The organism is Streptomyces sp. NPDC041784, assembly GCF_055591025.1.
Window position 1 is genome coordinate 23,035 of sequence record NZ_JBVJAB010000043.1, and the last position, 23,776, is coordinate 46,810.

Below are 23,776 nucleotides of genomic sequence, written 5' to 3' on the forward strand. Positions count from 1 at the left end.
GTGAGTCGACGTCAGCGCCGGGGTGGGACACGCGCGTACAGACCGCTGAGCATGCGCAGGAGAGCATGGCTGACCCTGGGCGCGGTGCTGCTGGGCAGCGGAGGCGTGGTGACGTACGCCGTCGCAGGTCAGCCCGCCGACGAGGGCACCCGGCCCAAGCGGCCGGTGAAGGTCTACGGCCTCGCCCTCAAGGGCGATTCGGCCGACCGCAAGGAGCTGCCGCGCACGGACACCGAGCCGTTCTCACTGCTCGGCGTCACCTGGACCGGAGGTGCCCGTCGGCTGGCCGGCACCGCGGAGGTACGGACCCGCGGTGCCGAGACCGGCGAGTGGAGCGCCTGGCGCGGCCTGGAGCTGGACGTCGACCCGCTGGACCAGCCGGGTCCGAAGGTGCGCGGCGCCTCCGAGCCCCTCTGGGTCGGCCCCTCCGACGGCGTGGAGGTGCGGGTCGTCCGCAAGAACGGCACCACCGCCGCGCTCCCCGGGGGACTGCGGGTCGACCTGGTCGACCCCGGGGTCGCGACCGACGCCGAGACGCGGACCGGTATCGAGCCCGCCGGCTTCGTCCTGGACCCGAGCCCCGGCGAGAGCGCCTCCGAGACCGCCGCCCCCTCGGCCTCGGCCACCGAGCCCACGGACACGGCCGCCCCGACCGACACCGCCACCGCCACGGCCACGGCCACGGCCACGGCCTCCGCTTCCGCCTCCGCGACGGACACCGCGCCCGAGGTCACCGAGAGCGCCTCGACGGGTACCGCGTCCCCGACCGCGAGCCCCTCCGCCACCGCGTCCACGCCCACCGCCCCGAAGTCCACCGTCCCCCAGCCCGCGATCCGCTCGCGCGGCGACTGGGGCGCCGACGAGTCGATCAGCCCCCAGGCGCCGGAGTACAACGACGCCGTCAAGGTGATGTTCGTGCACCACACGAACGGCACCAACGACTACACCTGCGATGAGACGCCGTCGATCATCCGCAGCATCTACGCGTACCACGTGCAGGTCAGCGGCTGGAAGGACATCGGCTACAACTTCCTCGTGGACAAGTGCGGCACCCTGTACGAGGGCCGCAAGGGAGGTGTGGCCCTGCCGGTGCTCGGCGCCCACACCTACGGCTGGAACCGTGAGGCCGCGGCCGTCGCCGTCATCGGGGACCACACCCAGACGACCGCCACCGATGCCGCGCTGGCCTCCGTCGCCCGCCTGGCGGCCTGGAAGCTCGGCCAGTACGGCGCCACCCCGGCCGGAACCGCCCAGCTCACCGCGGGCGCGACCCAGACGAACTTCTTCAGCAAGAGCTTCACCTCGGGCAGCCTGTACACCTTCAACCGGATCTCCGGTCACCGCGACGGCTACAACACGCAGTGCCCCGGCGGTCTCCTCTACGACCAGCTGCCGACCATCCGCGCCTGGGCGGCCGGCCCGGTCCAGGGCCTGAAGGTCACCTCGGTGGCCGGCGGCGCGACCCTGTCCGGCTCGACGTACTACACCAAGGGCGCCGTCACGGTGAAGTGGACGACGACCACGCCCGGGACGCTGATCTCGAAGTTCGAGCTGCTGGTCGACGGCAAGGTGGCCGCGACCACGGCCGGCACGGCCACCTCCGCGAGCACCACGCTCCCGCTGGGCAACCACACGGTCGCCGTACGGGCGGTGCACCAGTCCGGCAGTACGACAACGACCACCGCGCTGAACGCCGTGGCCGAGACGACGGCCCCGGCCTTCACCACCGCCCCGAAGCTCTCCCTGCGCACCGGCACGGTCAGCACCACCGCCGTCCCGGTCACCCTGGGCTGGAAGGCCACCGACGACAAGGCCCTCAGCTCGGTGAAGCTGCTGGCGCCCACCACCGCGACCTTCGGCCCGACCGTCACCTCCTCCAGCCGTACGGCCAAGCCCGGCACCGCGACCACCTGGTCGCTGCGGGCCTACGACTACGCCGGCAACTACCGCACGGCCTCCCTCTCCTCGACCCCGGTGATCCTCCAGGAGACCTCGGCGACGAAGTCCGGCAGCTGGACCAGCCGTTCGTCGACCAGCTACCTCGGCGGCAAGTCGTACTCCAGCGGCTCCAAGGGCGCGTCCCTCACCTGGACCTTCACCGGCCGCTCCGCCGCCTGGGTGGTCTCCCGGGCCACCACCTCCGGCCAGGCGTACGTCTACGTCGACGGCACCAAGGTCGCGACCGTCGACCTGAAGTCCGCCACCACCCTGTACCGCCAGGCGATCTGGACCAAGACCTGGTCGAGCAGCGCCCAGCACACGGTCAAGATCGTGGTCGTGGGCACCAGCGGCCGCCCCACCGTCACGACCGACGGTCTGGTGTACATCAAGTAGTCCCCCACCCCCAGAACGGGCGACGGCCTTCACGATCCGATGCGACCGTGAAGGCCGTCACCCGTTCCGGGTCCGACCGGCGCGCCGCCGCAAGCGCGGTCCTATTCGGCGAGGGCCACCCGGACGAGCTCGCGAACGCCGCTGACGCGGGGATGCGTGCGGTGAAGTTCCTTGACGATCGCTCGCATACTGGGCCGGTCCCGAACCTCCGCGGGAGTCACTCGCATCGCGTTCAGCAGCGACTGTGCGGTCTGGTCCGGCTTCCTCCACTGCCACCAGGAGCGGGCCATGTCGGTATGCAGGCGCCCCTTTCGCTCCGCGGTGGCGAACTGCTCCTCGCGGAGCTGCTGACCCGCTCTGATCGCGGCCTCGGCGTCACCGAGCGCCCAGTGGATGCCAACTTGGTACAGCCGCACGGACGCGGGGGTGATCGCGAAGAGGCGACCGGTCGGCGCGACGGCGGGCAGGGCACGGGCAGCCCGCGTGGCGTCGTCGATCATCGACACGGCCTGGTCAGGGTCGCCCGCACGAGCCGCTGTGTAGGAGGTGGTGCTCGGGAACCACAGATGGCTGGCTGACTTCTGAAGCGGCTTGTGCGTGGCAGGACGATGACGGGTCAGCGCCTCGGTCTTCCTCCTGGGGTTGCTGCCGGTCGCCTTCTGAAGGGCGGACCACAGCGCTTCGGCCACGAGGACGGGCCGTCAGGATGCGCGCGGCGGCCGAGTGCGCCGAGGCGGCTCCAGGTGTGTGATGCGCATACGTACGGGTGGACAGTCGCCCCGATTCCGTACGCTCCCGCACCCGCTCCAGGTACCCGTGCGCCTCCAGTTCCCGCAGCGCGAAGGCGATCCGGTCCCGGCCTTCGGGGAAGCGGTCGGCGAGGCTGCGGATGTCGACCGGCGCGCCCTCCGGCAGCGACAGGATGTGCGTGGCCAGCCCGATGGCCGTCAGGGACAGCTCGCGGTGCTGGGCGAGGTGGTTGCCTACGACGGTGTAGTGGCCCGACTGGTACGTGCGTACGTGGGTGACACCGGAGTGGGTGGTGGTCCGCGGAACGTCCTGATTCGGGCGCGCGGCGGCGTTAGGCTTCTTCTCAGCCATGGGGAAGGTGCTCTCTTCCTCGGCGGTCAGGCCCTCGCATTGGGATTGCAGTCCCGGCGGGGGCCGAAGCATGTGTGGGGCTGTGGAGTTGTGGATGTTGCCTGCGGCGAGACTGCCCGCCCAACCCGCAGAAGCGCCAGCCGGACCAGCCGATTTCACCCGGCCGTGTGACGTGCGCGAGGTTTGGTTGGTTGGTTAGGTTTTTTTCCCCGGGTTCTTTGGTCTTTTACCGCCCGCAGCCCCGGAGCGCGCCTCACCGGAGGACACATCGCCAGGCTCCGGCACCGGGCTCACCGGCAGGGCGCGAGATCGAGTTCCGCCCACACCGTCTTGCAGGGCGCCGGTCCGGCGCATACCCCCCAGCGGTCAGCGAACTCCTCCACGAGAAGCAGGCCGTAGCCGGACTCTGCGGGCACCTCCGGGACTGTCCGGGCCGGGGCGGGCAGGTGATCACCTCGGGTGTCCGTGATCTCGATGCGCAGCGTCCCGGACGCGGTGACGGAAAGTGTGAGGCGGAAGCTCCGGCCCGGGACACGGCCGTGCAGGACGGCGTTCGCGGCGAGTTCGGCGACGAGGAGCCGGGCCGGGTCCAAGGGCAGCCCCCAGTCGTCCAGTTGCCCGGCGGCGAGCAGGCGGGCGAGACGGGCCCCGCGCCGGGTGGCGGAGAGGGCACGGAGAACTGGTGGAGCGGGGCACGCACAGTTTGTTGATTCACATCACTCAGCGTCGCCATGCGTGCGTAGCTTGTGAAGGAAGGTGGCCCGTGCGGAGCTGTCTGTCCGTGTGGCGTCCGGTTCCGTCCGGGCCGTACGGGGTGACGGGCGCGGGCATCCGGGGTTGGACCGGGAAGGGCGCGACGGGAGGACGGCGGACGTGAGCGAATGGGACACGGGGCCGGAGGACGACGAGGAAGCCGGGGCGGTCATGAGGACCGTCCAGCGGCAGCTGAAGCTGTGGCGGGAGTCGGCCGGCCTCACCCAGGCCGAGTTCGGCGCGGCCATCGGGTACGGCGAGGAACAGGTCTCCTCCGTGGAGCGGGGCCGGCGCATCCCTCGCCCCGAGTACCTGGACCGCGCGGACGAGGCCCTGTCGGCGGGCGGCAGGATCGCGGCCCTGAAGGAGGACCTGGCGGAGATCCGGTACCCGAAGAAGGTCCGGGACCTGAAGAAGCTGGAGGCGGACGCGGTCGAGCTGGGCGCGTACAACAACTCGGTGATTCATGGGTTGTTGCAGACCGCGGAGTACGCGACCTCGGTCTTCAGCGCGCGCCGACCTCCCTTCAGCGCGGACGACTTGGAGCAGCGGCTGGCAGCACGCGTGTCACGCCAGAAGATCGTCGACGACACGAAGGCACGGCCCTTCTTCAGTTTCGTCCACTGCGAGTCGACTCTCCGGAGACCCATCGGAGGCAAGATGGTTATGCGGCGCCAGCTAGAACGCCTACTGGAGATCGCCGAGTTCCGGAACGTCGACCTCCAGGTGCTCCCGCCGAGTCGTGAGGTCAACTCCGGCCTGGCCGGTTCTTTCAGACTGCTCAGGCTCAGGGACGGCAGCACCGTCGGACATGTCGAGGTGCAGCACATCAGCCGTGTGATCACTGACCCGAAAGAGGTTCAGCTGCTCGACATGCGCTATAGAACCATCCGGGCACAAGCTCTCGACCCGCGAGAGTCGACAGCCCTCATCGAGAAGGTGCTTGGAGAGACATGCCTCTGAAGCCGTACAGCGAAGCCAGCCCCGGCCAGGAGTGGATAAGGAGCAGCTACAGCACGGACGAGGGCCCCGACTGCGTAGAAGTGGCCTCGGCCCCCGCCCACATCCTGGTCCGCGACTCCAAGCGCCCCCAGGGCCCCCGCCTCACCCTGGCCCCCACCGCCTGGACGGCCTTCCTGCCGTACGCGTCCGACCACTGACGTCACCACTGGCTGGGCTCCCGCGCCGACCATCCCGGACGGGAGCCCGGCCGAGTACTCAGGCGAGGCTCCCCGCCTTCTCCTCCGCCTGCTTCAGGACGCGTTCGATCGCTGCGGGCTGCCTGTCCGGCGGGTAGCCGTACTTGCGCAGCAGGCGGAGGACCCGGGCCATGATCTTGTCCCGGGCCTGCTCCTTCACCTTCCAGTCGACGGTGACGTCTTTCCGTATCTGCTCGTACAGCTCGTGGGCGATCTTCGCGAGGAGGGTGTCTTCCATCTTTTCGACCGCCGACGGGTCGGCAGCGAGGGCGTCATAGAAGGCGAGTTCGTCCTCGGTCAGACCGAGCTTCTTCGCTCGGCCGCGGTCGGCGGACACCTCGCGGGCGAGGCTGACCAGGAACTCCATGAACTCGGCGGCGGTGAGCAGGCCGTTGGTGTAGCGGTTCATGGCGGCCTTCATCTTCTTGGTGAAGGTCTCCTGCCGGGTGAGGTTGTTCGGGTGGGCGTCCTTGATCTCCTTCACCAGCGCGCGTCGAAGCGCCGCGATGGCGAGGTTGGGGTGCCTGCTCGCCTTCAGGTCGTTCAGCACGCGGTCGTCGAGGTGGGACAGGTCGGGCTTGGTGAGGCCGGCCGCGTCGTAGATGTCCACCACGCCCTCGGTGGCGACGACGGACTCGTTGAGCTGGGCGATCAGCAGACGTACGTCAGCGGCCGTGGCCAGGCCCTGCTCCTCCTTCTCGTCCATGGCGTACTTCTCGCGGGAGGTGCGCAAGGCCTCGAAGAAGCGGATGTCGGGGAGCAGGTCCTGCACCCGCTCGTCGGTGGGGCAGAGGGAGAAGGCCTGCTGCAACAGGTTGGCGTGATACATGAAACGCTGCCTGCGAGTGGCCTTCCCAGGCTCCAGTTCGCGCTCGGGAGCGATCAGGAACTCCAACACCTCCGTCAGCGCCTCCCGGTAGGCGCTCGGACCGCCCGCGTCGCGGATCTCCCGCCAGTGACAGCCGCGAAGAAGCTCGTCGGTGCGCTGGTGGTTCTCCCGGACGAGTTGGACGGCCTGGCGCAGGTCGGCACCGAGCATGGGGTTCTCCTGGTCCCGCTCGGAGTACTCGGCCAGGGCCTCCTTGATCTCCCGGATGACTCCCTGGAAGTCGACGACCAGCCCAGACGGTTTGCCCGGCCAGGTGCGGTTGACGCGGGCGATGGCCTGCATCAGGGCCGCTCCGCGCATCCGGCACCCGCTCGTCTCCCCGCGCCGTGACGTGATCGTCGTGGTTCAAGGAGACCGGCACCTTCACCACCCTCCAGAAGTTCCGGCTCAGCCAGGCCGAGAAGGAGGCCGGCGCCCCACTCCTGAGAAGGGTCCTTCTCAGGAGTGGGTACGTGCTTTTTTCGCCACTGAAGACATCCGTCTACTGCTGTTCAAAAGAACGCCCCGCCGTCTCCGAAAGAGACGACGGGGCGCAAAGTGCCATCAAGGCCGGGGCGACTACGTCGCCCGCCGCCGCCGCGCCCCCGGACGCCGTTCGCTCGGCCGGGTGACCGGGTCGCCGGCCTCCTGCGCCGCCGCCCGCCGCCGCAGCCCGAAGTCGGCGAGCGCCTCCGCGAGCTTGTGCACGGACGGCTCGGGCGCCATGACGTCGACCCGCAGGCCGTGTTCCTCGGCGGTCTTGGCCGTCGCCGGGCCGATACACGCGATGACCGTCACGTTGTGCGGCTTCCCGGCGATACCCACCAGGTTCCGCACGGTCGACGACGACGTGAAGAGCACGGCGTCGAAGCCGCCGCCCTTGATCGCCTCCCGGGTCTCCGCCGGCGGCGGCGAGGCCCGCACGGTCCGGTAGGCCGTGACGTCGTCGACCTCCCAGCCCAGCTCGATGAGCCCGGCGACCAGGGTCTCGGTGGCGATGTCGGCGCGGGGCAGGAACACCCGGTCGATCGGGTCGAAGACGGGGTCGTAGGGCGGCCAGTCGTCCAGGAGCCCGGCCGCGCTCTGCTCGCCGCTCGGCACCAGGTCCGGCTTCACGCCGAAGGCGACCAGCGCCTTGGCGGTCTGCTCGCCCACCGCGGCGACCTTGATGCCGGCGAAGGCGCGCGCGTCGAGCCCGTACTCCTCGAACTTCTCCCGCACGGCCTTGACCGCGTTGACCGACGTGAAGGCGATCCACTCGTAGCGGCCCGTCACCAGGCCCTTGACCGCCCGCTCCATCTGCTGGGGCGTGCGCGGCGGCTCGACGGCGATCGTCGGCACCTCGTGCGGCACGGCCCCGTAGGACCGCAGCTGGTCGGAGAGCGACGCCGCCTGCTCCTTCGTCCGCGGGACGAGGACCTTCCAGCCGAACAGCGGCTTGGACTCGAACCACGACAGCTGGTCGCGCTGGGCGGGGGCGGAACGCTCGCCGACCACGGCTATCACCGGGCGGCCGCCGTCCGGCGAGGGCAGCACCTTCGCCTGCTTCAGCGTCTGCGCGATGGTGCCGAGGGTCGCCGTCCAGGTCCGCTGGCGGGTGGTCGTACCGGCCACCGTGACCGTCATCGGCGTATCGGGCTTGCGGCCCGCCGACACCAGCTCACCGGCGGCGGCGGCCACGGAGTCCAGGGTCGTCGACACCACGACGGTGCCGTCCGACGCGCCGACCTCGGTCCAGCACCGGTCCGAGGCGGTCCGGGCGTCCACGAAGCGGACGTCCGCGCCCTGCGCGTCGCGCAGCGGCACACCGGCGTACGCGGGCACGCCGACGGCGGCCGCGACACCCGGCACGACCTCGAAGGGAACACCGGCCGCCGCGCAGGCGAGCATTTCCTCGGCCGCGTACGTATCTAGACCCGGGTCCCCGGACACCGCACGGACGACCCGCCTGCCGCCCCGCGCGGCCTCCATGACAAGATGTGAGGCATCCCGCACAGCGGGTACCTCAACGCTTGTTGACGTGCCGTCAACAAGCGTCGGGTGAGGCGTGCCCGTGCCCGGAAGCGGGTCCGACGAAGGACCTGGATCCGCGGTCACGACGGTGACGCCGGGCCGCGCGTGCGTCCGTACGACGTCGAGCACCTCGTGCTCGGCGACGAGGACGTCCGCGTTCCCCAGCGCCTCCACGGCGCGCAGAGTCAGCAGTCCCGGATCCCCGGGTCCGGCACCCAGGAAGGTGACGTGCCCGTGTTCCGGACCGGCGGGAAGGGTGGTGGGGCTCACTGTGCTCGCTCCCCCATCAGACCGGCCGCGCCCTGGGCAAGCATCTCGGCGGCGAGTTCGCGACCGAGCGCCATTGCCCCGTCATGCGTCTCGGGCACGGGACCGGTGGTGGACAGCTGCACCATGCGGGTGCCGTCGGTGGTGCCGACGACGCCCCGCAGGCGCATTTCGTTGACAATCTGCCCGTCGGCCAGAAGGTCGGCCAGCGCGCCCACAGGGGCGGAGCAGCCGGCCTCCAGGGCGGCGAGCAGGGACCGTTCGGCCGTCACGGCGACCCGGGTGAAGGGGTCGTCGAGGGCGCCGAGCGCGGCGATCAGGTCCGCGTTGCCCGCGGCACACTCGATCGCCAGTGCCCCCTGGCCGGGGGCGGGCAGAACCGTGTCTATCGACAGGAAGTCGGTGACCTCGTCGATGCGTCCGATCCGGCTGAGGCCGGCCGCGGCCAGTACCACCGCGTCCAGCGCGCCGTCGCGGACGTACCCGATCCTCGTGTCGACGTTCCCGCGTATCGGGACCGTCTCGATGTCGAGGCCGTGGGCGCGTGCGTACGCGTTGAGCTGGGCCATGCGGCGCGGCGAGCCGGTGCCGATGCGCGCCCCGCGCGGCAGGTCGGTGAACTTCAGCGCTTCCCGGGCGACGATCACGTCGCGGGGGTCCTCGCGCACCGGTACGGCGGCCAGGACCAGGTCCTCGGGCTGCGCGGTCGGCAGGTCCTTCAGCGAGTGAACCGCGAAGTCGACCTCGCCACGCAGCAGCGCGTCCCGCAGCGCGGTCACGAAGACGCCCGTGCCGCCGATTTGCGAGAGGTGCTCGCGGGAGACATCGCCGTAGGTGGTGATCTCGACGAGTTCGACGGGCCGTCCGGTCACCTGGCTCACGGCGTCCGCCACCTGCCCGGACTGGGCCATGGCGAGTCTGCTCCGCCTGGTCCCGAGCCTCAATGCCTTGTCAGTCATGCCGGCCCTCGGTTCTTCTCGGTGCTGTCGTCGGCCCGGGAGACAGAGGCCACCGTCTCCGGGTCGAGGTCGAACAGGGTGCGCAGCGCGTCCGCGTACCCGGCGCCGCCGGGCTCGGCCGCGAGCTGCTTGACCCGTACGGTCGGCGCGTGCAGCAGCTTGTCGACGACCCGCTTCACGGTCTGGGTGATCTCCGCGCGGTGCTTGTCGTCGAGGCCGGGCAGCCGTCCCTCCAGGCGCGCGATCTCGTTCGCGACGACATCGGCGGCCATCGCGCGCAGCGCCACCACGGTCGGCGTGATGTGCGCGGCCCGCTGGGCGGCACCGAACGCGGCGACCTCGTCGCCGACGATCCGCCGCACCTGGTCCACGTCGGAGGCCATCGGGGCGTCGGCGGAGGCCTCCGCCAGCGACTCGATGTCCACCAGCCGCACCCCGGCCAGCCGGTGCGCGGCAGCGTCCACGTCCCGCGGCATCGCGAGGTCCAGCAGGAACAGCACGGGCTCGGGGCGTACGAGGCCGGCGGCCGGCTCGGGCCTGCGGCGCTCGGGGATCCGGCCGATGGTGGCGGCTGCCGCGGCGAGCGCGGTGATCAGCTCGGCGTCGGCCTCGGGCGTGCGCCGGGCGGCCGTACGGCGGTCCACGGTCGCGTTGTCCACCCAGGCGGCGTGCTGCTCCAGCGTCGCCGCGTCCATGCCGGCCACGGCGGCCTCGCCCAGCACGGAGAACCCGGACTGCTGTGCGGCCGGCAGGTCGAGCGGGCAGTTCTCGTCGGTCCCGAGGGAGGTCGGCGGGAGCGCGCGGACGATCACCGGGGTCGCCTCGTCGAAGGCGGCCGGCGCGCCGGTGCGGCCCTCGACGGCCGCCGCGATCGCCTCCGCGGTCAGGACGAGGCCCGTCGCGCCCGTGCAGGAGACGGCGATGTCGGCACGTGTCAGCTCGGCCGGCACCGATTCCATCGGTACCGCGCGGGCCGGCACGTCCGTGCCCTCGTCCTCCGTCAGTATCCGGGCGAGCCGCTCGGCGCGGTCGAAGGTGCGGTTGGCGACGACGACCTCGGCGACCCCGGCGCGCGCGAGGGTCGCGGCGGCCAGCGAGGACATCGAGCCGGCCCCGATGACCAGCGCCTTCTTGCCCCGCGCCCACGCCTGGACGTCCTCGCCCGCGGCGAGCTGCTCCAGACCGAAGGTGACCAGGGACTGCCCGGCCCGGTCGATGCCGGTCTCGGAGTGAGCGCGTTTGCCGACTCTCAGGCCCTGTTGGAACAGGTCGTTCAGCAGCCGTCCGGCGGTGTGCAGGTCCTGCGCCCGGGCCAGGGAGTCCTTGATCTGCCCGAGGATCTGGCCCTCGCCGACGACCATCGAGTCCAGCCCGCAGGCCACCGAGAACAGGTGGTGGACGGCCCGGTCCTCGTAGTGCACGTAGAGATAGGGGGTCAGCTCGTCCAGCCCGACGCCGCTGTGCTGGGCGAGGAGCGTGGACAGCTCGGCGACACCGGCGTGGAACTTGTCCACGTCGGCGTACAGCTCGATCCGGTTGCAGGTGGCGAGGACGGTGGCCTCGGTGGCCGGCTCGGCGGCGACCGTGTCCTGGAGCAGCTTGAGCTGGGCGTCCGCGGAGAGCGAGGCCCGCTCCAGGACGCTCACGGGGGCGCTGCGGTGACTCAGCCCGACGACGAGGAGACTCATGCCGGCATCACGGCGGGTACGTCCCCGTCGGGTCCCTGGTCGGTCTCGGTCGTGTGGGAGTCGTCGCGGCCGACGGGGGCCGGGACGGCACCGTCGGGGGCCGCGGCCTCCTCGCCGGCCTTGCGCTGCTCGTGGAAGGCGAGGATCTGCAGCTCGATGGAGAGGTCGACCTTGCGCACGTCGACGCCGTCGGGCACGGACAGCACGGTCGGCGCGAAGTTCAGGATGGAGGTGACCCCGGCGGCCACGAGCCGGTCGCAGACCTGCTGGGCGGCACCGGCCGGAGTGGCGATGACACCGATCGACACGCCGTTGTCCGTGATGATCTTCTCGAGGTCGTCGGTGTGCTGCACGGGGATGCCCGCGACGGGCTTGCCGGCCATCGCCGGGTCGGCGTCGATCAGCGCGGCGACCCGGAACCCGCGCGAGGCGAACCCGCCGTAGTTGGCGAGCGCGGCGCCGAGGTTACCGATACCGACGATCACGACCGGCCAGTCCTGGGTGAGCCCCAGCTCACGGGAGATCTGGTAGACGAGATACTCGACGTCGTAGCCGACACCGCGCGTCCCGTAGGAGCCAAGGTACGAGAAGTCCTTGCGCAGCTTGGCGGAGTTGACGCCCGCCGCGGCCGCGAGTTCCTCCGACGACACCGTGGGTACCGAGCGCTCCGACAGTGCGGTCAGCGCACGGAGGTACAGCGGAAGCCGGGCGACGGTGGCCTCGGGAATCCCTCGGCTACGGGTCGCCGGTCGGTGAGTTCGGCCAGTTGCCACGGTGCTCCTGCGGGTAGAGCGGGGCTGCGAGCGGTCGTACGTCCCCAGACCGCCCCGTCGACAGCAGGCTATGTCTTTGTGAACGCGTGCACAAAGATGGTGTCCGATTTGCCCGCCCAACGTGACCGGGGTCACGCGCGTTGTTCCTGGGGGCAAAACCGACACTCTCCTCGTGAATCCCGCCCCCGAGACCAAATCGCCATCGATCCTAAGCGACTCTCGGCGGGTCTTGTACTACTCGGTCAGTTCCTTGCGCAGCCGGCCCTCGTCCACCCGCCAGAAGGTGTGCTGCCTGCCGTCCACCAGGACGACGGGGACCTGCTCCCAGTACTGGTCGTGCAGCTGCGGATCCTGGGTGATGTCCTTCTGTTCCCAGGGGACTCCGAGGTCTCCGCAGACCTTCTCGATCACGACCTGCGCGTCCTCGCACAGATGACACCCGGGCTTGCCGATGAGGGTGACCAGCCGCTCCTGCGGCGCGGCCTTCCGTCGAAAGAGGGGACTCATGTGGGCCATTCTCGCGCTCTTTAACGGCGCGGTCGCGGAGAGTTCACACCCATCGAACCTCGTGGCTCCGGAACCACCGAACAGAATGGCTATGCTCACGCCATGGCCGCTCTCGGATGGCTCACTCCCCGTAGGCGCTCCGCCACGGCGCGGAGCGTGTTGGCAGGCGAGGCCTCGGCGGAGGCCGCCCGCAAGTCCTCGCAGGACGCACAGCAGGAACAGCTCACCGCGGACGAACCGCAGTTCCCGGTCCACGGCGACGCGCTGGCCGCCGCCTTCTTCGACCTGGACAACACCGTGATGCAGGGCGCCGCCCTGTTCCACTTCGGCCGTGGCCTGTACAAACGCAAGTTCTTCGAGACCCGCGACCTGGTCCGGTTCGCCTGGCAGCAGGCGTGGTTCCGGCTGGCCGGCATCGAGGACCCCGAGCACATGCAGGACGCCCGCGACTCGGCCCTGTCCATCGTCAAGGGCCACCGCGTCGCCGAACTGATGTCGATCGGCGAGGAGATCTACGACGAGTACATGGCCGAGCGCATCTGGCCGGGCACCCGCGCCCTCGCGCAGGCCCACCTGGACGCCGGCCAGAAGGTGTGGTTGGTCACAGCCGCCCCGGTCGAGATCGCCCAGGTGATCGCCCGCCGCCTCGGCCTCACCGGCGCCCTCGGCACGGTCGCCGAGTCGGTCGACGGCGTCTACACCGGCAAGCTGGTCGGCGAACCGCTGCACGGCCCCGCGAAGGCGGAGGCCGTCCGCGCCCTCGCCGCGGCCGAGGGCCTCGACCTCTCCCGCTGCGCCGCGTACAGCGACTCCCACAACGACATCCCGATGCTCTCCCTCGTCGGGCACCCCTACGCCATCAACCCGGACACCAAGCTCCGCAAACACGCCCGAGGCCTGGACTGGCGCCTGCGCGACTACCGCACGGGCCGCAAGGCGGCGAAGGTGGGCATCCCGGCGGCCGCCGGGGTCGGGGCGGTCGCGGGCGGAACGGCGGCGGCGATCGCCCTGCACAACCGCCGGCGCCGCTGAACCGACGCGCGGCGGGCGCGCGCACAAAGGACGGTCGTACCCCCTACGGCCGTCCTTATTCATGCCCGCTTGACGGTTGTCCGCGCACAGCCACAACACGCCCTGGACCGACCGGAAACCCGAACCCTTCCGATCAACAATCGCTCACCCTGCGCAACTTGATCGAACGTCAACAGGTCACAGAAGCGACGTAATCGAAGTTTTGAGCAACTCGGTGTAGCAGCGCCTGCACGAAGCGTTATTCTCCTCAGACGCAAACCGGAACCCTCCTGTCGTCACGACGGGTGAAAGGTCCCGCACTGCACGTGATGGAAGCTCTGCCTCTGGGAGTCCCGTGTACCCACACGTCGGGGTTGACACCTCGGGCCTGGCTACGCTGCGCGCAACGGTCGCTACGGTCCAGGACCTGTTGCGCGGCTTCGTCCCCACCGCGTACGCCGTACCCGCCTTCGCCACCGCCGCACCGGCAAGCCCGTGCTACGCACTGGCGGAAGGCAGCGCCACAGTGGGCAGAAGAGGACGTACGACCGGCGCGTCCCCCGCCGCCCGCCGCCCGGCCGCCGACAGCGACAGCGCCCGCATGATGGACCTCGTCGAACGCGCCCAGGCCGGCGAGGCCGACGCCTTCGGGCGGCTGTACGACCAGTACAGCGACACCGTCTATCGCTACATCTACTACCGCGTGGGGAGCAAGGCGACCGCCGAGGACCTCACCAGTGAGACGTTCCTGCGCGCCCTGCGCCGCATCGGCACCTTCACCTGGCAGGGCCGCGACTTCGGCGCGTGGCTCGTCACCATCGCCCGTAACCTCGTCGCCGACCACTTCAAGTCGAGCCGCTTCCGCCTCGAGGTGACCACGGGCGAGATGCTCGACGCCAACGAGGTCGAGCGCTCCCCCGAGGACTCCGTCCTGGAGTCCCTCTCCAACGCCGCGCTCCTGGACGCCGTACGCCGGCTCAACCCCCAGCAGCAGGAGTGCGTGACCCTCCGCTTCCTCCAGGGCCTGTCCGTCGCCGAGACCGCGCGCGTGATGGGCAAGAACGAGGGCGCCATCAAAACCCTCCAGTACCGGGCCGTCCGCACGCTGGCCCGCCTCCTGCCGGACGACGCCCGCTGACTGACCCGTCCGGCACCCACTGTCGGCAATCCCCAACTCACGTTCAGTGAAAGTCCGTTGACTTCCCGATCCGATCATCCGCCGTCCGTAACCCAAGTGCCGCGCCAGTCGTTGTGCGGGATACAGGCTCCCTGTGGTCACGTTCCGGCCGTCCCCGATCACTCGATCGGGTGGCAGCGGTTCGGGACGTGCAACCCTCGAGACCCCCGGGGAGTCGACCGTCATGACGAGAGGAGGTGCCGCCAGTGATCGCGAACGTATCGGCACACCGGCGGGCGAACGCCTTCGCCCAGGCCCTGGAGGACCAGTCCGACCAGGACACGGCGGCCGAGCAGACCGAAGGATCACCGCCGGCACCGGCCGCTGCGGACCAGACCGAGCGGGGCCGCTTTCTGGCCCTCGCCACGAGTCTCGCCGAGCTGCCCAAACCGGTGTTCGACCCCGAGGTCAAGGTCGTCCAGCGGGCCCAGTTGGTCGCCGCGATGGAGGCCATGCTGCAAGCGGGCACCGTAGGAGGCGAGGCAGCGGAGCGTTCGGTGCCCGAGCAGCGGTCGCACCGCGCGCGGGGAGCCCACCGGGCGAGTCCACTGAGCAAGTTCCGACCCCGATCCCGCATCGCCAAGGGCCTCACGGCCGGCGGCCTGAGCGTCGGTGTCGCCGCGGGTGCCTTCGGCGGAGTCGCGGCAGCGAGTTCCGACGCCCTCCCGGGTGACGGGCTCTACGGACTCAAGCGCGGCATCGAGGACTTCAAGCTCAACTACCTGGCCGACGGCAACGACGAGCGTGGGCGGACCTATCTCGACCAGGCCTCCACCCGGCTCAGCGAGGCCCGCCGGCTCATGGAACGCGGCCGCGGCGGCCACCTCGACCACGAGTCCCTGGGCGAGATCCGGCGCGCCCTGGCCGGCATGCAGCACGACGCCTCGGAGGGCCACCGCCTCCTCCACGAGGCGTACGAGCGCGACCCGGAGTCCCTGGGACCCATCCAGGCCCTCTCCGCGTTCTCCCGCTCGCACCGCGACGCCTGGGGCGCCCTGCGCGACAAGCTCCCCGTGCAGCTCGGCGACGTCAGTCAGCAGGTCTCGTCGGTCTTCGAGGCCATAGACGAAGAGGTCGCCCCGCTCCAGTCCCTGCTGCCGCAGCCACCGGCCCAGGGCGGCGGCACCGGCAGCCGCCAGGGCACCGGCTCGGCGTCCACCGGTACCTCGGACACCGGCCGCTCGACGGCCCCCGGCACCGACTCCTCCCAGGGAAGCGGCACCGGCACCGGCGGCAGCCCCAGCAAGTCGTCCACCGCCGGCACCGGGGACGACGGCCTCCTCGGCGGCGGCACCGGCGGCCTGCTCGACCCCCCGCAGGAGTCCGGCACGGCCTCCCCGTCCACCACCACCCCGTCCGACCAGCCCGACGTCACCATCCCGCCCCTCCTCCCCGGCCTCCTGCCCGGCCTGGGCATCGACAGCGAGGACGCGGGCTAGCGCCGGCGCACACAGAAACGGGGCGCCCCTCCTCGGAGGGGCGCCCCATCGCCGTACCGACCGGCTGACCCTGCGGTCAGAAGAACACCGATCGCCGCTGCACCAGCAACTTGTAGAGCGTGTGCTGGATCTGCTCCCGTACCTGGTCGGTCAGGTTGAACATCAGCATCGGGTCCTCCGCCGCCTCCGGCGGATACCCGTCCGTCGGGATCGGCTCCCCGAACTGGATCGTCCACTTCGTCGGCAGCGGAATCGCGCCCAGCGGCCCCAGCCACGGGAACGTCGGCGTGAGCGGGAAGTACGGGAAGCCGAGGACCCGCGCCAGCGTCTTGGCGTTGCCGATCATCGGGTAGATCTCCTCGGCCCCCACGATCGAGCACGGAATGATCGGCGCGCCCTGCCTCAGCGCGGTGGAGACGAACCCGCCCCGCCCGAACCGCTGGAGCTTGTACCGCTCCCCGAACGGCTTCCCGATGCCCTTGAACCCCTCCGGCATCACCCCGACCAGCTCCCCCTGCCCCAGGAGCCGCTCGGCGTCCTCGGAGCACGCGAGGGTGTGCCCGAGCTTGCGCGCGAGCTCGTTGACCACCGGCAGCACGAAGACCAGGTCGGCCGCGAGCAGCCGCAGATGCCGGCCGGCGGGGTGCTGGTCGTGGACGGCGACCTGCATCATCAGCCCGTCCAGCGGCAGCGTCCCCGAGTGGTTGGCGACGATCAGCGCCCCGCCCTCGGCCGGGATGTTCTCGACACCCTTCACGTCGACCCGGAAGTACTTCTCGTACACCGGCCGCAGCAGCGACATCAGGACCTGATCGGTCAGCTCCTCGTCGTAGCCGAAGTCGTCGACCTCGTAGTCGCCCGTGAGCCGACGGCGCAGGAAGGCCAGCCCGCCCGCGATACGCCGCTCCAGGCCCCCTTCGTCCCACCCACCCCGCACGTCCGTCACAGGAACATCATCCTGCTCGACAGACCTGGTGGGCAGGGGCTGGACCTCGCCGATCTCGGCGATGTCACCGATCTCACGGACCGGCGCGGACTCGCCGTTCCTGCGCCGGCTCGCGCCCCGCCGCCGCGGCAGCCGCCCTACGGCGCCCCCGCGGGACCGGTCGTCGTCGAACGGAATGACCTTGGCGTCCGCCATCGTTGATGCGCTCCTCAGTTGGCGCTCGGCGTCGGGGGGTGGGCCTGGGCGTGGGCCCCGGGGAGGCCGCCGCCCGCGAAGGGCAGCGCGGCGATCCGGTCGACGGCTTCCGCGACGGCCTCGGGCGGCAGCAGCCCCGGCCCATGACCGCGCGCGAAGTCCGCGAAGGTCTCGGCCGTGGTGTACCGCGGCGTGAACCCGAGCGTCTCGCGCATCTGGGCGGTCGCCACGACCCGTCCGTGCGTCAGCAGCCTGATCTGCTCGGGCGAGAAGTCCGTCATGCCCAGCGTGCGCACCAGGGAGCCGGCCCAGGTGACCGCGGGCAGCAGCAGCGGCACGGTGGGCCGCCCGAGCCGCCGCGAGCATTGCGAGAGCAGCAGCACGCCGTCACCGGCGATGTTGAAAGTGCCGCTGTTCAAGGTGGAGCGCGCCGGATCGTGCGAGGCGATACGCAGCACCTCGATGACGTCGTCCTCGTGCACGAACTGCAGCCGCGGGTCGTAGCCGAACACGGTGGGCAGCACGGGCAGCGAGAAGTACGAGGCGAGCGGCGTCTCGGCGGTGGGCCCGAGGATGTTGGCGAACCGCAGCACGCACACGGCGACATCGGGCCGCCGCCGCGCGAAGCCCCGCACATACCCCTCGACCTCGACGGTGTCCTTGGCGAAACCACCGCTGGGCAGCGACTTGGCGGAGGTCGTCTCGGTGAACACGGCGGGATCGCGCGGCGCGGACCCGTAGACGTTGGTGGACGACTTGACGACCAGTCGCTTCACGCTCGGAGACTTCTGGCAGGCGCCGAGGAGCTGCATCGTCCCGATGACGTTGGTCTCCTTGACCGTGGTCCGGCTGCCGCTGCCCAGCGCGGTGGCCGTCACGTCCAGGTGAACGACGGTGTCGGCGCCCGTCTCGCCGAGCACCCGCGCGATGGTGGGCTGGCGAATGTCGGCCTGGACGAACTCGGCGCCGCCGAGATGGTGCTCGGGCCGCACGGCGTCCACGCCGATGACACGATCGACATCGGGGTCCCGCTGAATCCGTCGTACGAACCGGCCCCCCAGCTGACGGGCCACTCCGGTCACGAGCACGACCTTCCCCAAGACCAGCGCCTTCCTTCCGCCTCAGTCCCGCTCGGTTGCTGCACTGCTCGTACCCTGCCGGATTCCCGTGTGCGGGCCAACCTACCGGGTCGATGTTGCGCTGTGATGACCACCCGATGCACGAAGTGACGAAAGCGGCCGGTCATACGACCGGATCAGCCACCCCGCCCGTCCAGGCATACGCACAGGGTTCAGCCGGCCGCACATCACCCGGACATGAGTGTGGCCCCCCAACAGGAAACCCTGACTGGGGGGCCACACCACACTCTCGCGGCTCGCGTCGCGCAAAACCGGTACCGGAGTACCGGATCCGCTTACTTCTTGTTACGACGCTGGACGCGCGTGCGCTTGAGCAGCTTGCGGTGCTTCTTCTTGGCCATCCGCTTGCGCCGCTTCTTGATAACAGAGCCCACGACTACCCTCGCTCACTTCTCATCACTCGGTGCTGGGCGCCATGGGCCCATACGACCTACGAGGGGCTAGCCTACCCGCCTGAGCGCTGAGGGTGTAATCGAGGTGACGGGAGGGGTCCTGAAGGTGCCCTGTGCCGCTGTTGCGGACCCCTCCGCCGGCGCCGTCTCAGGCGGTTTCCACCCCCACGTAACTCTCGCGGAGGTACTCGTGTACCGCTTGCTCGGGGACGCGGAAGGACCGCCCCACCCGGATAGCGGGCAGATGACCACTGTGCACCAGCCGGTACACGGTCATCTTCGACACTCGCATCACCGAGGCGACTTCCGCCACGGTAAGGAACTGAACCTCGTTCAGAGGCCTTTCGCCAGCTGCAGCCATGACACACCTGAACCTTCCGCACTCGACGGCCACCGGCTTCCCCTTCCGGTGACTCTTCGTCGTTGCGTGCTCACTCCCCAATGTAGGGGCGGGTGATGCGAGTGGGGAAGAGGTGCACCCATCGCAGGCCTACTGTGACAGACACGCTCGATTGAGTACGTAGCGGGTAAGCGGCAGGTAGTAATCGGACCGCACGCCGTCATCAAGTGGAACGGCAACGGACACCACCCCCTCGGCCTCCCCCACGAACACCGCGGGGTCATCGGTGTCGGCCAGCCCAATGGCCTCAAACCCCAGCTGACCTGCCCCGCAGACCCACCCGTGGTCCCCGATCACCAGATCCGGCAAGGGCCGGCCCTCCTCCACGGCCGCCCCGAGCGCGACCCGAACCGGCAGCGGCGAGTGACTGTGCACAGGGGTCGCACAACCGGCGCGTTCACCGTCGCCCTCCCGGACGACCGCAACCCCTCGTACGTAGTCAAGGTTGTACGTGCGTAGACCGAACCGGGTCGTTATGTCGACAGAGCGACCCTGCGCGAGGGTGAGAACGGTACATCCCACCGCCGACAAAGCGTCCGCGAGCCCGCCGTAGAACCCCAGCAGCCGATCCGGATGCCCGGTCCCGATCAACACGCTCCCACCACGCTGGGCAACCATCCCCACCCGCTCGGCGAAGGCATCGAGCGCGGCAACGGTTCGCTCCGGATCGATCACATCATGCCCGGAAACGCATCGAGGATCGGCCGAAACCCCACACTTCTCCGCCATCAACGCAAGCAACTCCCCCACCCCCCAGGCCCCTTGCGGCTCGACCCCCATCAGCACCCGAGGATCCCGAGCAGCGAACAACCGATACCGCCCCAGACTCTTCTCCCGCCCCGCCCCCGTTCCCGCCCCAACGACCCCCGCCAACCCCACCGCGACGAGGTACTCCCGAATCCCCCCACAACCCACCACCCATCGATCCTTTCCCACCCCCTCCCACCGGACCACCGAACGGGGGGAAGTGGGCACGGTTGGCGTAAGGGGGGTGGCGAGGGCGGCGGGGGCGGCGAGGGCGGCGGGGGGTCACTCCCCCTGCCCCCTGCATCCCCTCGCGGGGCCCATGCACCCCACGTCCCCGCATCCCCTCGCCCGACTGCACCCCAGACCCACGGGGAACGCGCGCCCCGGCCCCGCATACGTCGCGGTTCCCCCATCCGCCGTAGATCCCCCTACACCCCTCTCCCTCCTCCTGCAGTTCTCCTCCCGTCGCCCTGCTCCCGGCACACCCCACCCAGCCCTACCGCGAGGGGATGCAGGGGACGCAGTCCCCGCCGGGGTCCGGGGCGCAGCCCCGGGGCAGGGCCAACCCCTCAACCAACCGAGTCGGGCGGGCGGGTGGGCAAAACCCCCACCCCGGCGGAGCCCTACGCCAACAACCCCCGCAACGGAAACACCGCCCGCCGCGTAGCCAACACCGCCTGGTCCAACCGATCCGCCGGGTCGTACCCCGCCTCCCACCCGGCCCACCCCACCGGCCACCGTCCATCCGTCATCCGCACCGGCGCCAACTGCCGAGTACGAGCAAAAACCTCCTGCCGCCAACTCTCCGGAATCACCGTCTCCGGCGCCACCGGCCGCCCCGCCACCACCCCCACCAGATGCGCCCACGACCGCGGCACCACATCCACCACCGCGTACCCACCCCCACCCAGCGCGACCCACTTCCCCCCGGCGTACTCATGCGCCAGCTCATGACACGCCACCTGCACCGCCCGCTGCGCATCCAACGACACCGCCAGATGCGCCAACGGATCCTCGAAATGCGTATCCGCCCCGTGCTGCGTCACCAGCACATCCGGCCGAAAATCAGCGATCAGCTCCGGCACCACCGAATGAAACGCCCGCAACCACCCCGCGTCCCCGGTCCCCGCCGGCAACGCGACGTTCACCGCGGCCCCCTCCCCCGCCCCCGCCCCGGTCTCCTCGGGCCACCCGGTCTGCGGAAACAACGTACGAGGATGCTCGTGCAACGAGATCGTCAGCACCCGCGGGTCCTCCCAGAACGCCGCCTGCACCCCATCCCCGTGATGCACGTCCACATCCACATAGGCGACCCGCTCGGCACCCAACTCCAACAACCGGGCGATGGCCAACGACGCGTCGTTGTAGATACAGAACCCCGCCGCACCCCCGGGCATCGCATGGTGCAGCCCACCCGAGAAGTTCACCGCGTGCAGCGCCTCCCCCCGCCACACGGCCTCCGCCGCCCCCACCGACAACCCGGCGATCAACGAGGACACCTCGTGCATCCCGGCGAAGGCCGGATCATCCACCGTACCCAGCCCGTACGACACGTCCGCCGCCCGAGGATCCGCCGAGGCCGCCTTCACGGCCTCCACGTAGTCCTCCCGGTGCACCAGCCGTAGGGTGGAATCCCCGGCAGGCTTCGCCCCGACGACCTCCATCTCCCGGTCCAGCCCCAGGGCGCCCACCAGCCTCCGGGTCAGCTCCAGCCGAACCGGATCCATCGGATGCTCGGGCCCGAAGTCATAGCCCGTTACTGCCTCGTCCCACATCAGCTGTGCGCGGCCGCTCATGCCCGCCACCGTATCGGTCCGGTTGAGCGGCGAACGACCGGGCGTACACCAACGTCACCAGCACCAACACCATCGGCACCACCATCGCCCCCCGATAACTCCAGGCGTCCCCCAACGCCCCCACCAACGGCGAGCCCACCAAAAACCCCACGTAGTTGAAAACGTTCAACCGAGCGATGGCCGCATCGGACGCCCCCGGGAACAACCGCCCCGCCGCTGCGAACGTCTGCGGCACCAGCACACACAACCCCAGCCCCACCAGAGTGAACCCGCCCATCCCCACCCAGGCCCCCGGCGCCCCCGCGACCACCGCGAACCCCACCGCCGCCACCAGCGCCCCGATCCGCACCACCGCCGCGGCCCCGAGCCGCCGCACCCCGAAGTCCCCGATGGTCCGCCCCACCAGCGTGGTCACCATGTACACGTTGTACGGCACGGTGGCCAGCTGCTCACTGCTCCCCAGCACGTCCTGCAGATACTTCGCACTCCAGTTGGAGACCGTCGAGTCCCCGATATAGGCGAAGGTCATCACCAGGCACAACGGCAACAACAGCTTGAAAACAACACCCCCACCACCGGCCTTCGCATCCTCCACACCCCCACCACCGACCCCGCCCCCCTGCGCGCCCCCGGCATCCCCGTCGACATACCACCGACTCCCCGCCACCACCGCCGGCAACAGCACCACCACAACCGGCAGATACGACACCCAGAGCGCGAGATGCCAGTGCGCCCCCACCCACGCCAGCGAGGCCCCCACGATCCCGCCCAGGCTGTACACGGCATGGAAACTGAGCATGATGCTCCGCCCGTACGACCGCTGAAGACTCACCCCAAGCATGTTCATCGAAGCGTCCAGCGCCCCCACGGCGAGCCCGAACACAGCCAGCGCGACCCCCAGTTGGACCATCGCGTCCCCGGCCCCCACTCCGACCAGCGCCAGCAGCACCACCGGCTGCGACCAGCGCAACAGCCGACTGGCCGGCACCCGCTTCACCAACTGCTCGGTCGCCACACTCCCGACCCCGGCAAGCACCGGCACCGCGGCGAGGAAGGCGGGCAGCAGCGCGTCCGAGACCCCGTACCGGTCCTGGATGGCCGGGATCCGGGTGACGAGCAGCGCAAAGGCAGCCCCCTGGGCAAAGAAGCTGAACGCCAACGAGGCCCTACCGCGCCGCAGCACTTCTGTCATGGCGGCGAGCGTAGGGCCCCGGCGTACCCGTGGGTAGATCCAGCCAAAGATGAATTTCCTTCATCTTTACGTGTCCGACCATAAGGGTTGGTCGGTAGAAACGAGCGTCCCGACCTCCGCATGCCGCATGTCAGGCCAGCAGGCCCGCCAACTCACCCATGTCGGAGAACAGTCCGGTGGCCCCTGTCAGCCTGGCGGCCGGCGTCATCGCGGTGAACCCGTACACGTCCATCCCGGCCGCGACAGCCGCCTGGACCCCCAGCGGGGAGTCCTCCACGACGACACACCGCTCCGGCGCGACCCCCATCCGCTCGGCCGCGTACAGGAACAGATCCGGGGCGGGCTTCCCCTTCCCCACATCCTGCGAGCTGAAGACCCGCGCCTCCTCGAACCACCGGTCCAGCCCGGTCGTCCGATGCCCCACCCGAATCCGCTCATGACTCCCGGAGGACGCCACACAGTACGGCACCTCATCCACCGCCAGCTTCTCAAGTACGTCCACGGCGCCCGCGACGGGCTGCAACTCCCGCTCGAAGGCCTCGAACACCCTCCGGTGGAAGACGTCGTCGAAGTCCGCCGGCAACCGCTCCCCCGTGCGCTCCAGGACCAGGTCGTGGATCCGGTGCATCGCGGACCCCATGTAGTCCCGGATGGAGTCCTCGTAACTGGTCGGATGCCCCAGCTCGGTCAAATAGCCGGCCAGCAGCCGATTGGAGATCGGCTCACTGTCCACGAGGACACCGTCGTTGTCGAAGATCACCAGGTCGTAGCGCATAGACAAACCCTAAACGCAGAAAACCCCCAGACCTAAGGTCTGGGGGTTTCCCACAATAATTGTTCGGCGGTGTCCTACTCTCCCACAGGGTCCCCCCTGCAGTAC

At 70.2% G+C, this 23,776-nt stretch carries 22 protein-coding genes and 1 pseudogene; 6 read left to right on the forward strand and 17 right to left on the reverse strand.

Going from position 1 to position 23,776, the window contains the following annotated elements:
* Positions 1–51 precede the first annotated feature (51 nt).
* Positions 52–2,334: an N-acetylmuramoyl-L-alanine amidase gene (locus ACZ6D7_RS43270; RefSeq protein ID WP_469503381.1), complete on the forward strand. Its 2,283-nt coding sequence runs from the start codon at positions 52–54 to the stop codon at positions 2,332–2,334.
* A 101-nt stretch (positions 2,335–2,435) separates the two neighbouring features.
* On the opposite strand, the gene ACZ6D7_RS43275 is transcribed toward ACZ6D7_RS43270, so the two are convergent.
* From ACZ6D7_RS43275 to ACZ6D7_RS43285, 3 genes and pseudogenes are all read right to left on the reverse strand, one after another.
* Positions 2,436–2,834, reverse strand: a complete 399-nt coding sequence (locus ACZ6D7_RS43275) for a hypothetical protein (protein WP_469503384.1) — start codon at positions 2,832–2,834, stop codon at positions 2,436–2,438.
* Positions 2,835–3,083: 249 nt separating this feature from the next.
* A pseudogene (locus ACZ6D7_RS43280) lies at positions 3,084–3,435 on the reverse strand (helix-turn-helix domain-containing protein); the annotation flags it as partial.
* A 290-nt stretch (positions 3,436–3,725) separates the two neighbouring features.
* Positions 3,726–4,028, reverse strand: a complete 303-nt coding sequence (locus tag ACZ6D7_RS43285) for an ATP-binding protein (protein ID WP_469503387.1) — start codon at positions 4,026–4,028, stop codon at positions 3,726–3,728.
* A 280-nt stretch (positions 4,029–4,308) separates the two neighbouring features.
* On the opposite strand from ACZ6D7_RS43285, the gene ACZ6D7_RS43290 reads away from it, so the two are divergent.
* Together ACZ6D7_RS43290 and ACZ6D7_RS43295 are read left to right on the forward strand one after the other, a co-directional pair.
* Positions 4,309–5,151 (forward strand): helix-turn-helix domain-containing protein, encoded by an 843-nt coding sequence (locus tag ACZ6D7_RS43290; RefSeq protein ID WP_469503389.1) that lies wholly within the window; start codon positions 4,309–4,311, stop codon positions 5,149–5,151.
* Positions 5,142–5,348 (forward strand): DUF397 domain-containing protein, encoded by a 207-nt coding sequence (locus tag ACZ6D7_RS43295; RefSeq protein WP_469503392.1) that lies wholly within the window; start codon positions 5,142–5,144, stop codon positions 5,346–5,348. The genes ACZ6D7_RS43290 and ACZ6D7_RS43295 overlap by 10 nt, the downstream gene beginning before the upstream one ends.
* A gap of 58 nt (positions 5,349–5,406) precedes the next feature.
* On the opposite strand, the gene ACZ6D7_RS43300 is transcribed toward ACZ6D7_RS43295, so the two are convergent.
* From ACZ6D7_RS43300 to ACZ6D7_RS43325, 6 genes are all read right to left on the reverse strand, one after another.
* Entirely contained in the window at positions 5,407–6,576 is a 1,170-nt protein-coding gene (locus ACZ6D7_RS43300) for a type I restriction enzyme endonuclease domain-containing protein (protein ID WP_469503395.1), read from the reverse strand.
* 258 nt (positions 6,577–6,834) lie between these two features.
* On the reverse strand, positions 6,835–8,538 hold the full coding sequence (locus ACZ6D7_RS43305; RefSeq protein ID WP_469503398.1) for a bifunctional uroporphyrinogen-III C-methyltransferase/uroporphyrinogen-III synthase: 1,704 nt from the start codon (positions 8,536–8,538) through the stop codon (positions 6,835–6,837).
* Positions 8,535–9,494, reverse strand: a complete 960-nt coding sequence (gene hemC, locus ACZ6D7_RS43310; RefSeq protein WP_469503401.1) for a hydroxymethylbilane synthase — start codon at positions 9,492–9,494, stop codon at positions 8,535–8,537. Before hemC ends, ACZ6D7_RS43305 begins: the two co-directional genes overlap by 4 nt.
* Positions 9,491–11,182, reverse strand: coding sequence for a glutamyl-tRNA reductase (locus ACZ6D7_RS43315; RefSeq protein WP_469503403.1), 1,692 nt, complete (start codon positions 11,180–11,182; stop codon positions 9,491–9,493). Before ACZ6D7_RS43315 ends, hemC begins: the two co-directional genes overlap by 4 nt.
* Complete coding sequence (locus ACZ6D7_RS43320) at positions 11,179–11,955, reverse strand: redox-sensing transcriptional repressor Rex (protein WP_469503405.1); 777 nt, start codon at positions 11,953–11,955, stop codon at positions 11,179–11,181. The genes ACZ6D7_RS43315 and ACZ6D7_RS43320 overlap by 4 nt, the downstream gene beginning before the upstream one ends.
* Positions 11,956–12,189: 234 nt before the next feature.
* Positions 12,190–12,471, reverse strand: coding sequence for a glutaredoxin family protein (locus tag ACZ6D7_RS43325; RefSeq protein WP_469503408.1), 282 nt, complete (start codon positions 12,469–12,471; stop codon positions 12,190–12,192).
* 93 nt (positions 12,472–12,564) lie between these two features.
* Between ACZ6D7_RS43325 and ACZ6D7_RS43330 the strand changes: the two genes are divergently transcribed.
* The 3 genes from ACZ6D7_RS43330 to ACZ6D7_RS43340 all read left to right on the forward strand — a co-directional run bounded on the left by ACZ6D7_RS43330 (position 12,565) and on the right by ACZ6D7_RS43340 (position 16,089).
* The gene (locus ACZ6D7_RS43330) at positions 12,565–13,494 is read left to right on the forward strand and encodes an HAD family hydrolase (RefSeq protein WP_469503410.1); all 930 of its coding nucleotides are present in this window, start codon (positions 12,565–12,567) and stop codon (positions 13,492–13,494) included.
* 334 nt (positions 13,495–13,828) lie between these two features.
* Positions 13,829–14,611 (forward strand): ECF subfamily RNA polymerase sigma factor, BldN family, encoded by a 783-nt coding sequence (locus ACZ6D7_RS43335; RefSeq protein WP_469503413.1) that lies wholly within the window; start codon positions 13,829–13,831, stop codon positions 14,609–14,611.
* A gap of 245 nt (positions 14,612–14,856) precedes the next feature.
* Complete coding sequence (locus ACZ6D7_RS43340) at positions 14,857–16,089, forward strand: DUF5667 domain-containing protein (RefSeq protein WP_469503416.1); 1,233 nt, start codon at positions 14,857–14,859, stop codon at positions 16,087–16,089.
* A gap of 76 nt (positions 16,090–16,165) precedes the next feature.
* On the opposite strand, the gene ACZ6D7_RS43345 is transcribed toward ACZ6D7_RS43340, so the two are convergent.
* From ACZ6D7_RS43345 to ACZ6D7_RS43380, 8 genes are all read right to left on the reverse strand, one after another.
* Complete coding sequence (locus tag ACZ6D7_RS43345; RefSeq protein WP_469503418.1) at positions 16,166–17,230, reverse strand: lysophospholipid acyltransferase family protein; 1,065 nt, start codon at positions 17,228–17,230, stop codon at positions 16,166–16,168.
* Positions 17,231–17,244: 14 nt separating this feature from the next.
* The gene (locus tag ACZ6D7_RS43350; RefSeq protein WP_469503421.1) at positions 17,245–18,330 is read right to left on the reverse strand and encodes an NAD-dependent epimerase/dehydratase family protein; all 1,086 of its coding nucleotides are present in this window, start codon (positions 18,328–18,330) and stop codon (positions 17,245–17,247) included.
* A 314-nt stretch (positions 18,331–18,644) separates the two neighbouring features.
* Positions 18,645–18,743, reverse strand: a complete 99-nt coding sequence (locus ACZ6D7_RS43355; RefSeq protein WP_003948845.1) for a 30S ribosomal protein bS22 — start codon at positions 18,741–18,743, stop codon at positions 18,645–18,647.
* 166 nt (positions 18,744–18,909) lie between these two features.
* Complete coding sequence (locus ACZ6D7_RS43360; protein ID WP_004984898.1) at positions 18,910–19,122, reverse strand: helix-turn-helix domain-containing protein; 213 nt, start codon at positions 19,120–19,122, stop codon at positions 18,910–18,912.
* A gap of 129 nt (positions 19,123–19,251) precedes the next feature.
* Positions 19,252–20,079: a phosphatase gene (locus ACZ6D7_RS43365; RefSeq protein ID WP_469503437.1), complete on the reverse strand. Its 828-nt coding sequence runs from the start codon at positions 20,077–20,079 to the stop codon at positions 19,252–19,254.
* 452 nt (positions 20,080–20,531) lie between these two features.
* Complete coding sequence (locus ACZ6D7_RS43370; protein ID WP_469503424.1) at positions 20,532–21,704, reverse strand: acetoin utilization protein AcuC; 1,173 nt, start codon at positions 21,702–21,704, stop codon at positions 20,532–20,534.
* The gene (locus tag ACZ6D7_RS43375; RefSeq protein ID WP_469503427.1) at positions 21,655–22,896 is read right to left on the reverse strand and encodes an MFS transporter; all 1,242 of its coding nucleotides are present in this window, start codon (positions 22,894–22,896) and stop codon (positions 21,655–21,657) included. Before ACZ6D7_RS43375 ends, ACZ6D7_RS43370 begins: the two co-directional genes overlap by 50 nt.
* A 130-nt stretch (positions 22,897–23,026) precedes the next feature.
* The gene (locus ACZ6D7_RS43380) at positions 23,027–23,671 is read right to left on the reverse strand and encodes an HAD family hydrolase (RefSeq protein WP_469503430.1); all 645 of its coding nucleotides are present in this window, start codon (positions 23,669–23,671) and stop codon (positions 23,027–23,029) included.
* Between the last annotated feature and the right edge of the window lie 105 nt (positions 23,672–23,776).